Here is an 11,055-nt window from a genome sequence, read left to right on the forward strand (position 1 = left end):
GAAGTCGTAACAAGGTAGCCGTACCGGAAGGTGCGGCTGGATCACCTCCTTTCTAGGGAGCTCAGGCGCCGGCCTCTCGAGGTCGGCGGCGTCCCGGTGGAGCCTAGCTCCCGGGGCCCTAGAGCCGAATGTCGATCTGGCTCCTTCGGCCTCCTTCAGTGGAGGCGTCACGGTATCCGGTCTTCAGGGTTCAGGCCCTGGCGCGCCCTCCGGGGCGCGCACGCACCTTGAGAGCTGCATAGCGCAAGATCGCGAAAACGAATAGAGCATAGGTCAAGGTATTAAGGGCGCACGGTGGATGCCTTGGCGCTGGAAGCCGATGAAGGACGTGGCAAGCTGCGATAAGCCCCGGGTAGGTGCAAACTACCGTCAATCCGGGGATGTCCGAATGGGGAAACCCAGCTGGGGTCATGCCCAGTTACCCCCTGCTGAACACATAGGCAGGGTGGAGGCAACCGGGGGAACTGAAACATCTAAGTACCCCGAGGAAGAGAAATCAACCGAGATTCCCCTAGTAGTGGCGAGCGAACGGGGAACAGCCTAAACCCATGTACGCGTATAGCCTGTGGGCGTTGCTGCATGCGGGGTTGTGGGAGTCATCGTCTCAGGACCACAGACCTGGGGTGGAGTTACAAATCGACGTGCTAACGGAACGGCGTGGAACCGCCGGCCATAGAGGGTAAAGGCCCCGTACGTGAAAGGGCGTCGACTCCTGTGATGATCACCCGAGTACTGCAGGACACGTGAAATCCTGTAGGAATCTGGGGGGACCACCCTCCAAGGCTAAATACTCTCCAGCGACCGATAGTGAACCAGTACCGTGAGGGAAAGGTGAAAAGCACCCCGAGAGGGGAGTGAAATAGTACCTGAAACCGTGTGCCTACAAGCAGTCGGAGCCCGGAAAGCCCGGATCTTCGGATCCAGGCAGGGTGACGGCGTGCCTTTTGTAGAATGAGCCAGCGAGTTACGGTGTGTGGCAAGGTTAAGCTTAAAGCGAGCCGCAGCGAAAGCGAGTCTTTAAACGGGCGCTCAGTCACACGTCGTAGACGCGAAGCCAGGTGATCTATCCATGGGCAGGCTGAAGCGGGGGTAAGACCTCGTGGAGGGCCGAACCCACTTCGGTTGAAAACGGAGGGGATGACCTGTGGATCGGAGTGAAAGGCTAATCAAACCTGGAGATATCTCGTTCTCCCCGAAATAGCTTTAGGGCTAGCCTCGATCGTTCAGTTCCGGTGGTAGAGCACTGAATGGCCTAGGGGGCTTCACCGCTTACCGAAGTCAATCAAACTCCGAATGCCGGTACTCAAGAGATCGGGAGTCAGAGTATGTGGGCTAAGCTGTGTACTCGAGAGGGAAACAGCCCAGACCGCCCGCTAAGGTCCCTAAGTCCATGCTAAGTGGCAAAGGATGTGCGTTTGCTCAGACAACCAGGATGTTGGCTTAGAAGCAGCCACCATTTAAAGAGTGCGTAATAGCTCACTGGTCAAGTGGACATGCGCCGACAATTCACGGGGCTCAAGCATGGTACCGAAGCGGCGGACCTCACGTATGTGGGGTGGTAGGGGAGCATTCTGTTCGGGCTGAAGTCGGCGGGTGACCGTCGGTGGACTGGACAGAAGAGCGAATGCTGGCATGAGTAGCGAGAGAAACGCGAGAAACGTTTCCGCCGTAAGCCTAAGGGTTCCTGGGCAAGGCTAATCCTCCCAGGGTCAGTCGGGAGCTAAGGCGAGGCCGCAAGGCGTAGTCGATGCACAACAGGTAGACATTCCTGTACCACTGGCAGAGCGTTATTACCGATGGGGTGACGGAGAAGGGTAGCTGAGCGCGGTTCTGGACGTCCGCGTGAAAGGCTGTAGGGCGTGAGATAGGCAAATCCGTCTCACACGATGCCTGAGAGCTGATGACGAAGCGATAGAGTGAAGTCAGTGATCCCATACTTTCAAGAAAAACCTCTAGGGAGTTCTGTCGGTGCCCGTACCCCAAACCGACACAGGTAGGCAGGTAGAGAATACCAAGGCGATCGAGAGAACTACGGTTAAGGAACTCGGCATAATGGCTCCGTAACTTCGGGAGAAGGAGCGCCTCGGCTGGTGAACACCTTCGCGGTGCAGCCGGCTGAGGCCGCAGTGAAACGGCCCAAGCGACTGTTTACTAAAAACACAGGACTCTGCTAAGTCGTAAGACGACGTATAGGGTCTGACGCCTGCCCGGTGCTGGAAGGTTACGAGGAGGGGTCAGCCGCAAGGCGAAGCTCTGAATCTAAGCCCCAGTAAACGGCGGCCGTAACTATAACGGTCCTAAGGTAGCGAAATTCCTTGTCGGGTAAGTTCCGACCTGCACGAATGGCGTAACGACTTGGGCGCTGTCTCAACCGTAGACTCGGCGAAATTGCACTATTCGTGAAGATGCGAATTCCCCGCGGAAGGACGGAAAGACCCCGTGAACCTTTACTACAGCTTGACATTGGTCTTTGGTTCGTCGTGTAGAGGATAGGTGGGAGGCTGTGAAGCTGGGGCGCAAGCCCTGGTGGAGCCAACCTTGGAATACCACCCTCGGCGAGCTGGAGGCCTAACCCGGCACCTTGAATCAGGGTCGGGGACCGTGTCAGGTGGGTAGTTTGACTGGGGCGGTCGCCTCCCAAAATGTAACGGAGGCGCGCGTAAGGTCCGCTCAGAACGGTTGGCAATCGTTCGTAGAGCGCAAGAGTATAAGCGGGCTTGACTGCGAGACCCACAAGTCGAGCAGGTACGAAAGTAGGCTCTAGTGATCCGGCGGCTCAGAGTGGAATGGCCGTCGCTCAACGGATAAAAGGTACTCCGGGGATAACAGGCTGATCTCCCCCAAGAGTTCACATCGACGGGGAGGTTTGGCACCTCGATGTCGGCTCATCGCATCCTGGGGCTGTAGTAGGTCCCAAGGGTTTGGCTGTTCGCCAATTAAAGCGGTACGCGAGCTGGGTTTAGAACGTCGTGAGACAGTTCGGTCCCTATCCTCCGTGGGCGTAGGAGATTTGAGGGATGCTGTCCCTAGTACGAGAGGACCGGGATGGACGAACCTCTGGTGTACCAGTTGTCGCGCCAGCGGCACCGCTGGGTAGCTACGTTCGGTCGGGATAACCGCTGAAAGCATCTAAGCGGGAAGCCCTTCCCAAGATGAGATCTCCCACTGGGTCAACCAGGTAAGGCCCCTCGTAGACTACGAGGTACATAGGCCGCAGGTGTACGCGCAGCAATGCGTTCAGCCGAGCGGTACTAATCGGCCGAGGCCTTGACCTTCTATTCCGATTCAAGATCGAGCGCTATGCAGCTCCCAGGGTGCGTGTGCACCCGGCGGCAGCATGACTTTGACAACGCGATACGTGTGATCGCGTCCGACGGAAGCCGTCGGATGTGCTCAGTGACCATGGCGGAGGGGGTACACCCGATCCCATACCGAACTCGGTAGTTAAGCCCTCCAGCGCCGATGGTACTGCGGCGTCAGGCCGCGGGAGAGTAGGACGTCGCTGAGCACATCCGGCGGCTTTCGCGTGTCCTGAGGTGCCCGGAACCGACCGGCCGGGTATTCCTAGCGGAGTGGTAAGGATTCTGCTACCCTGCACCACGACGGTACGTCCGGCGCACGGTCGCCGGGAGAGGAGTGCTTCACCATGAGAGAGCGCGTACAGGCTGCCCTGGACAAGATCCGTCCGGCGCTGCAGGCCGACGGCGGCGACGTCGAGCTCGTCGAAGTGACCGACGAGGGCGTCGTGAAGGTCCAGCTCGTCGGCGCGTGCCGCGGCTGCCCGATGTCCCAGATCACGCTCGCCAACGGAGTGGAGCGGGTGCTCAAGGAAGAGGTCCCGGAGGTCCTGCGGGTCGAGCCCGTCTAGCTCCGAGGCGATCGCACGTCACGAGGGCCGGTCCCGTTGGGGCCGGCCCTTCGCGTTCCGTCAGGCGCCCGCGTGGCGCCGCGGAACGGGTGAGGACCGCCGTTCGGAGCCGTCAGGCGCCGTTCGTCGGGTCGCGCGCGCGAAAAACGCGGGCTCCCGTTGACGCACTAGATGATGTGCGTTTAGACTCGCAAGGCCACAACATCTTGTGTGGCGCGGCTGTGAGCGCCGCTTCGAGGGGAACACGCAGGAGGAGGGCCTCATGGCCGACGCAACGGAAAGCATCACCTATGACCGCGCGATCGACGAGACGCTGTCTCCGAACTCGCTGAAGGTCCTCCAGAAGCGCTACTTGCGCAAGGACGACGACGGCAACCCGATCGAGCTGGCGTCCGACATGTTCATCCGCGTCGCGGAGAACATCGCCTCGGCGGAGTCGCGCTTCGGCGCGGACCCGGCGGGCGTGGCGCGCTACGCGGTGGACTTCTACCAGCTGATGACGTCGCTCGAGTTCCTGCCGAACTCGCCGACGCTCATGAACGCCGGCCGTGAGCTTCAGCAGCTGTCGGCGTGCTTCGTACTGCCGGTGGAGGACTCGATGGAGTCGATCTTCGGCGCCGTGCGCGACACCGCGATCATCCACAAGTCCGGCGGCGGCACCGGTTTCTCCTTCTCACGCTTGCGCCCGACCGGCGACCAGGTCCGCTCGACGCAGGGCGTCAGCAGCGGACCGGTCTCGTTCATGCGCGTGTTCAACCAGGCGACCGAGGCGGTCAAGCAGGGCGGCACGCGCCGCGGCGCCAACATGGGCGTGCTGCGCGTGGACCACCCGGACGTGCTGGACTTCATCAGGTGCAAGGAGACCGGTGACTTCTCGAACTTCAACATCTCGATCGCCGTCACCGAGAAGTTCATGGACGCGGTGCGGGCGGGGACCGGGTACGACCTCATCAACCCGCGTTCGAAGGAGCCGTGCGGGCAGCTCGACGCGCGCGAGGTGTGGGACCTCATCATCGAGATGGCGTGGGCGACCGGCGACCCGGGCCTGATCTTCATCGACCGCATGAACCGGGACAACCCGACGCCGCTGCTCGGCGAGATCGAGTCGACCAACCCCTGCGGCGAGCAGCCGCTCCTGCCGTACGAGGCGTGCAATCTCGGCTCGGTCAACCTCGCGAGGTTCGTGACCGCGAAGGAGGACGGTTCGCCGGACGTCGCGTGGGACCGCCTCGGCGACGTGGTGCACCGCGCGGTCCGCTTCCTCGACGACGTGATCGAGGTCAACCAGTACCCGCTGCCCAAGATCGACGAGCTCGCGCGCGGCAACCGCAAGATCGGGTTGGGGGTCATGGGCTGGTCGGACATGCTCATCAAGATGGGCGTGTCGTACGACAGCGAGGAGGCTGTGGCGCTCGGCGAGAAGGTCATGGGCTTCATCGAGGCCGAGGCGCGTCAGGCGTCCGAGACGCTCGCGGGCGAGCGCGGCACGTTCCCGAACTTCGCCGGGTCGATCTACGACTCGCCCGACGGCCGGCCGATGCGCAATGCGACCGTCACCACCATCGCGCCGACCGGCACGCTCTCGATCATCGCGAACTGCAGCAGCGGCATCGAGCCCCTGTTCGCGGTGAGCTACATCCGGACCGTCATGGACAACGACCGCCTCGTCGAGGTGAACCCGCTGTTCGAGGAGATGGCGGTCCGTGGGGGCTTCTCCAGCCCTGAGCTGATGGAGCGCATCGCGGACCACGGCACGGTCGACGGCATCGAGGACATCCCGGCCGAGGTCCGCGCGCTGTTCCGCACGGCGCACGACATCACCCCGGAGTGGCACGTGCGGATGCAGGCCGCGTTCCAGAAGTTCACCGACAACGCCGTGTCCAAGACGGTCAACTTCCCGAACGAGGCGACCGCCGACGACGTGCGTGAGGTGTACGACCTGGCGCACGACCTCGGCGTGAAGGGCGTCACGATCTACCGTGACGGCAGCAAGGCCGGCCAGGTCCTGACCACCGGCAAGTCCGCGTCCGGCGGTACGGCTGCCGACGGGACGGCGGGCGTCCACGGCGAGATCGAGCCGCGTCCGCGTCCGGCGGTGACCGAGGGGCGCACGACCAAGATCCAGACCGGCTGCGGCAACCTCTACGTCACCATCAACTGGGACGAAGTCGGGATGTGCGAGGTGTTCACCTCGATGGGCAAGTCCGGCGGGTGTGCCGCATCGCAGTCCGAGGCCTTGTCGCGGATCATCTCGGCGGCCCTGCGCTCCGGGGTCGACCCCGAGGCGGTCGTCAAGCAGCTGCGCGGCATCCGGTGCCCGAGCCCCGCGTGGGCCAAGGGCGGCAACGTCCTGTCGTGTGCCGACGCGGTCGGCATCGTGATGGACCAGACGCTGCACTTCATCAAGACCGGCGAGTCCCCCGACATGGTGACGCGCTCCACCGACTCGCTCGTGTACAAGACCGGTGCGTGCCCCGAGTGCGGCGGTGCGCTCGAGCACGAGAGCGGCTGCTCCGTGTGCCACGGGTGCGGCTACAGCAAGTGCGCGTAGTGCGCGTGTAGAACCTGATACCGTCGGTGCGGGCCGGGGACACGCCCGGCCCGCACCGATGCGTGACCGCCTCGATCCTCAGGGAGCGACCGCCATGGTCCTTTCAGACCGCACCATCAAGGAGTTGCTGGCCGCCGGCCGCATCAACGTCGATCCGCTCGACCCCGACGACATCCAGCCGTCGAGCATCGACCTGCACCTCGGCTCGCGCTTCCAGGTCTTCCGCAACTCGCGCTACCCGTTCATCGATCCCTCGCGCGAGCAGGACGGCCTGATGGACATGGTCGAGGGCTCGGTCGAGGAGCCGTTCGTCCTGCACCCGGGCGAGTTCGCGCTCGGAACGACCGTCGAGTGCATCACGCTGCCCGACGACATCGTCGCGCGCCTCGAGGGGAAGAGCTCGCTGGGGCGGCTCGGCCTGCTCATCCACTCGACCGCGGGCTACGTCGACCCGGGCTGGGAGGGTCACCTCACACTCGAGCTGTCGAACGTCGCGAACCTGCCGATCGTGCTCACGCCCGGGATGCAGATCGGCCAGGTCTCGTTCACGAGGATGACGACGCCGGTGGACCGGCCGTACGGCAGCCCGGGCCTCGGCTCGCGCTATCAGGGGCAGTACGACCCGACGCCGAGCCGCTCGCACCTGGGACGCCGCGCGGAGTAGCCGGGGCGGGGGCTTGGCGCCTGCGGGCTGCAGCCGTCAGAGCCCGAGCGTCACCTTCGAGACCACCGGGGCGGGCACGAAGCCGGCGAGGTACTTGCCCGCGCGCGACTCCATGAACGGCAGCCACTTCAACTTGCGCGTGATGTTCCGGCCCACGCGGGCGGCCGACGCGGAGTACGCCGCGAGCGCGCCCGTGCCGCCGGTCTCGGCGACCGCGCGCCCGGCGAGCATGCCGGTGTTCATCGCGTAGGAGATTCCCTCGCCGGAGGTAGGCGACATGAAGCCGCCCGCCTCGCCGGCGAGCAGGACGCGGCCCGAGCCGCACACGACGTCGCCGGGCGAGCGCACGGACAGGGCCGCAGCGGCCTCCCGCTTCACGGTCTCGCCGAGCTGAGGCAGCGCGGCCCGCAACACGGCGCAGACCTCCTCGTGGATCGTGTGGGGGTGCTTGGTCTTCGGGTAGAAGACCGAGCCGATGATGGCCGTGTCGCCCTTCGGCACGACGTACGCGTACGCGAAGCTGTCGCCCACGCCGCGCAGGTAGATGCAGTCGAAGTACGGCGGCAGGCCGCCGCGAAGCGTCACGAAGTCCTGGAGGGTGACATACGTGGAGGTCGCTGTGATCCCGAGTTCGCGACGCACTCGGGAGCGCGCGCCGTCCGCACCGACCAGCGCGTCGCAGCGCACCTCCCGTACGCCGCCGTTCTCGAAGGTCGCGGTGACGGTGTCGGCGTCCTGCGCGAGTGCGGTGAGGCGCGTCGCGGCGGCGACGTGCACGTGGTCCGGGAGGCATGACAGCAGCCACGCGTCGAAGCCGGCCCGGTCGATGTTGAGGAAGCGCAGCTCGGTGGCACGGTCGATGCACCGGTCCCAGTCCACGTAGCGGAAGTTCACGTGGCTCGGCTCGAGCACGATGTCGTCGGGCACCGCTCCGAAAGGCGCGAGGAACTCCTGCGCGTAGCGGTTGAGCATCCCGCCGCAGCTCTTGTCGCGCGGCAGTTCCGATGCGTCGACGAGGAGGACGTCTCCGGTGCGGGCCGCCTCGGCGGCCGCCATGACGCCCGCCGGGCCCGCTCCCACGACCACCGTCCGGTAGTGGTCCGCCATGTGCTGCATGTGACTCCAGTCCGCCCAAGGAGGGCGGCCTTGAGGCTCCCCCGCGCGAAGAACACATTCGACGCGCCGCAGAGTATACCTGCCGCGCGGACGCGCGCGGGGCGGCCCCGTAGTATCGTGACGTGACATCGCGCACCGGACCGACGAGGAGAATGACGTGACGAAGTGCTGGGAAGAGCGCGGTTGTGACGAGGAGATGATGGCGGAGTGCCTCCATCACACCGACTTCCACGACCGCTGCCCCACGAAGTGCGCGTTCGCGAACGCGTGCCCGCGTCCGACGCACGAGGTGACCACCGATCCGGCCCTGCTCTTCGACCCGGCGATCGACCGCTCGCAGGTCATCAAGGAGACCTGCTTGTACTGCACGTTCTTCCTGGAGAACGGTCCGCGCCTGTGACGGCACGCGCACAGCGGTACCGTAGAGACGAAGAGGGCCGCAGTCTCCGCTGCGGACACGAGGGGAGGCGTCATGTGGGACCGGTCCGACGGCTGCTGTGACGGCGGGGGGATCCTCGACCTGCTCAGCTGCCTGTTCCTCGCAGGCTCCATCACCTGCCTCCTGTTCGCGCTGCACCGCATCGCTGCAGCGCTGACGGTCACCGCGCGCGTGAAGGTGCTCCACAGCGAGGCGATAGCGCTCGACGACGAGCAGCGCGCGGCCCTGGTCGCGAAGGTGAAGACGCGGGCGCTGAAGAACCTGTAGCGCCCGGCGCGGACGAGGCGTCAGTCGAGCGCGCGGAAGAGCAGGCCCGAGAGCAGCTTCGGGTAGAAGTACGTGCTCTTCTGCGGCATCGTCTCGCCGGCGAGCGCCACCGCGCGCATCTGGTCCATCCGCGTCGGGCGCAGCACGAACGCCACGTCGCGATCACCCTCCTCGGCGACCGCCGCGAGCGTCTCGTGCGGGTCCTTCGAGAACGACAGGCGGTCGAGCGTCTCGGGCCGGTCGGGATGGACGCCGAGCAGCGGGTCGAGCACGAGCTCCTGGAGCACCGCGACGTCGAGGCCCTTCCACTCGCGCGAGTGCGGCGCGGTGATCGCGGCGTCGAGGTCGACGTCGGCGCGCAGCGTGGCGACACGGGGGCGGTCGTCTCCGCGGGTCTTCACGATGAAGCTCGGCGGGCCGTCGGCCGAGAGCACGACGGGCGGATGGCCGGGCGGGAGGTCCGCGATCTCGAAGCGCTCCGACAGCGCGGTGTAGAACGCGTCACGGTCGAACGCGCCCTCGGCGCGCGCCATGCGGTTGTACGGCAGTACGACGAGGTCCGGGTCGTCCATGTTCACGAGCGCCATCATCACCGCGTCGTACTCGCCGCCCGGGCCCTTCGCGGCCCGGCGCTCGTCGCGGTAGGCGAGCGCGACCGTGTAGCGGTGGTGGCCGTCGGCGATGAAGATGCGCTCGTCGGCCATGAAGTCCGCGAGGCGCGCGCACACCTCCGGGTCCGCGGTCGCCCACACCAGGCTCTCCACGCCGTCGGCATCGGTGGCGCGCATGACGGGCTCGGCGGCCGTGGCCGCGTCGAAGAGCGCGTCGGTGGCGCCGTCAGGGTCGTGATAGAGGCCGAACACCTGGCTCGTGTTCGCGCGCACCGCACGCAGCAGCGCGAGCCGGTCGGCGAGCGCCTTGGGCAGCGTGCGCTCGTGCGGGAGGATGACGCCGGCGTCGAACGGCTCGAGGTCGACTGCGGCCACGAACGCGCGGCGGCGAACCGGGTGTCCGTTGTGGACGAAGCGCTGCTCGATCACGTAGACGGCCGCCTCCTCGTCCCGGACGAGCGTGCCGTCGCTCGTCCAACGCGCCCAGATCGCGGCGCCGTGCTCGTAGCGGTTGCCCGGCACGGCCGGGTCGAGCGGGCCTTCGGCCAGTTCGAGCGCGACGACGTTGGCGGGGTCACCGGCGAGCAGTTCGGCTCGCTGAGCAAAGGAGACGACGTCGTACGGCGGGGCGGCCAGCCGGCTGATGTCGGCGTCCGTCCTCGCGTAGGTGTGTGCTCGGAACGGGCGGACGACGGCCACTTCTCGACTCGCTCTCTGAGGCAGGGGCGGGGGTGCGCGCGCTAGTCTAGCACGGTGCATCGGGCGCGCGGCATGCGCCTCGGCACGCGGCTTGCGGCAGGTACGGCCGAGGTCATCCCGCGCGAGTGTGACGGCCGTCGCTATGGCGGCGGCGTGCGGATGACGATACAACGAGTGAGTGCTATCGCGAGGAGGTGGCGACGCCATGCAGTTCACGATCGAGTGTCCGAACGACGGCGGCGTCGAGGTCTCCATCGAGGACGTCCGTTCGGTCTACATGCGCGACGACGACCTCATCGAGGTCGTGTTCGAATGCCCCGAGTGCGGTGAGATGATCTCGGTGCTCGCGCGCGTGCCGCAGATGCTCGCCGCCGCGCTCGAGGCGCTCGAGGCCGACGGCTCCGACGACGACGACCGCCGTCTCGCCGGCTTCCTCGTGATCGCGCAGGTCGACGACGACGCGATCGAGTTCGCTCAGGCGTCCTCCGAGGCGAACGACCCTCGCATCGACGCGTATTGTGAGTACTTCCGCCGCGAGCTCGCGGCGGCCAACGGCGTCGAGGACATGCTCGCGGAGATGGACGAGCCGCAGCGCTAGGAGCGGGCTTCAGGCCAGCTCGCGCCAGCGCAGCCACGCGCCCGCGAGCGCCCCGAGCGCGAAGCCCGCGAGGTGCGCCACCCCCGCGATCGGCAGCGCGCCGGGCTTCACGGGCGCGAGCGCGGCCGCGACCTGCGCCGCGAGCCACAGTGCGAGCAGGAACCACGTCTGGAGCCGCGTGACGCCGACGGGCACGACCACGGCGAGCACCGCCACGCGGAGATGCGCCCGCGGGCGCAGGA

The 11,055-nt window shown here is 66.0% G+C and carries 9 protein-coding genes and 3 rRNA genes; 9 read left to right on the forward strand and 3 right to left on the reverse strand.

The features are described 5' to 3' along the window. The 6 genes from FDZ70_02435 to FDZ70_02460 all read left to right on the forward strand — a co-directional run. Positions 1 to 62 (forward strand): 16S ribosomal RNA (locus tag FDZ70_02435); the annotation flags it as partial. A 208-nt stretch (positions 63 to 270) separates the two neighbouring features. Further along, a 23S ribosomal RNA gene (locus FDZ70_02440) occupies positions 271 to 3,279 on the forward strand. A gap of 113 nt (positions 3,280 to 3,392) precedes the next feature. Beyond that, positions 3,393 to 3,508, forward strand: a 5S ribosomal RNA gene (rrf, locus tag FDZ70_02445). Between the two features lie 138 nt (positions 3,509 to 3,646). Continuing rightward, complete coding sequence (locus tag FDZ70_02450) at positions 3,647 to 3,868, forward strand: NifU family protein (protein ID TLM79798.1); 222 nt, start codon at positions 3,647 to 3,649, stop codon at positions 3,866 to 3,868. 262 nt (positions 3,869 to 4,130) lie between these two features. After that, entirely contained in the window at positions 4,131 to 6,419 is a 2,289-nt protein-coding gene (locus FDZ70_02455) for a vitamin B12-dependent ribonucleotide reductase (GenBank protein ID TLM79799.1), read from the forward strand. A gap of 94 nt (positions 6,420 to 6,513) precedes the next feature. Beyond that, a complete protein-coding gene (locus FDZ70_02460) occupies positions 6,514 to 7,083 on the forward strand; it encodes a dCTP deaminase (protein ID TLM79800.1) in 570 nt (189 codons plus the stop codon). Positions 7,084 to 7,119: 36 nt separating this feature from the next. On the opposite strand, the gene FDZ70_02465 is transcribed toward FDZ70_02460, so the two are convergent. After that, a complete protein-coding gene (locus FDZ70_02465; GenBank protein ID TLM79801.1) occupies positions 7,120 to 8,328 on the reverse strand; it encodes a hypothetical protein in 1,209 nt (402 codons plus the stop codon). Positions 8,329 to 8,356: 28 nt separating this feature from the next. Here FDZ70_02465 and FDZ70_02470 point away from each other — a divergent pair, with 28 nt between their 5' ends. Both FDZ70_02470 and FDZ70_02475 read left to right on the forward strand, forming a co-directional pair. Next, on the forward strand, positions 8,357 to 8,599 hold the full coding sequence (locus FDZ70_02470; protein ID TLM79802.1) for a hypothetical protein: 243 nt from the start codon (positions 8,357 to 8,359) through the stop codon (positions 8,597 to 8,599). 72 nt (positions 8,600 to 8,671) lie between these two features. After that, positions 8,672 to 8,905 carry a hypothetical protein gene (locus FDZ70_02475; protein TLM79803.1) on the forward strand — a complete coding sequence of 78 codons (234 nt, stop codon included), beginning with the start codon at positions 8,672 to 8,674 and terminating at the stop codon, positions 8,903 to 8,905. A gap of 20 nt (positions 8,906 to 8,925) precedes the next feature. Here the strand turns inward: FDZ70_02475 and FDZ70_02480 are convergent, their stop codons facing one another. Further along, complete coding sequence (locus FDZ70_02480) at positions 8,926 to 10,470, reverse strand: DUF1015 domain-containing protein (GenBank protein ID TLM79804.1); 1,545 nt, start codon at positions 10,468 to 10,470, stop codon at positions 8,926 to 8,928. Between FDZ70_02480 and FDZ70_02485 the strand changes: the two genes are divergently transcribed. Then, a complete protein-coding gene (locus FDZ70_02485; protein ID TLM79805.1) occupies positions 10,421 to 10,813 on the forward strand; it encodes a hypothetical protein in 393 nt (130 codons plus the stop codon). The two genes, FDZ70_02480 and FDZ70_02485, sit on opposite strands and share 50 nt — an antisense overlap. Before the next feature lie 9 nt (positions 10,814 to 10,822). On the opposite strand, the gene FDZ70_02490 is transcribed toward FDZ70_02485, so the two are convergent. Then, entirely contained in the window at positions 10,823 to 11,053 is a 231-nt protein-coding gene (locus FDZ70_02490) for a rhomboid family intramembrane serine protease (GenBank protein TLM79806.1), read from the reverse strand. Between the last annotated feature and the right edge of the window lie 2 nt (positions 11,054 to 11,055).

Source organism: Actinomycetota bacterium (assembly GCA_005774595.1).
Lineage (GTDB): Bacteria > Actinomycetota > Coriobacteriia > Anaerosomatales > D1FN1-002 > D1FN1-002.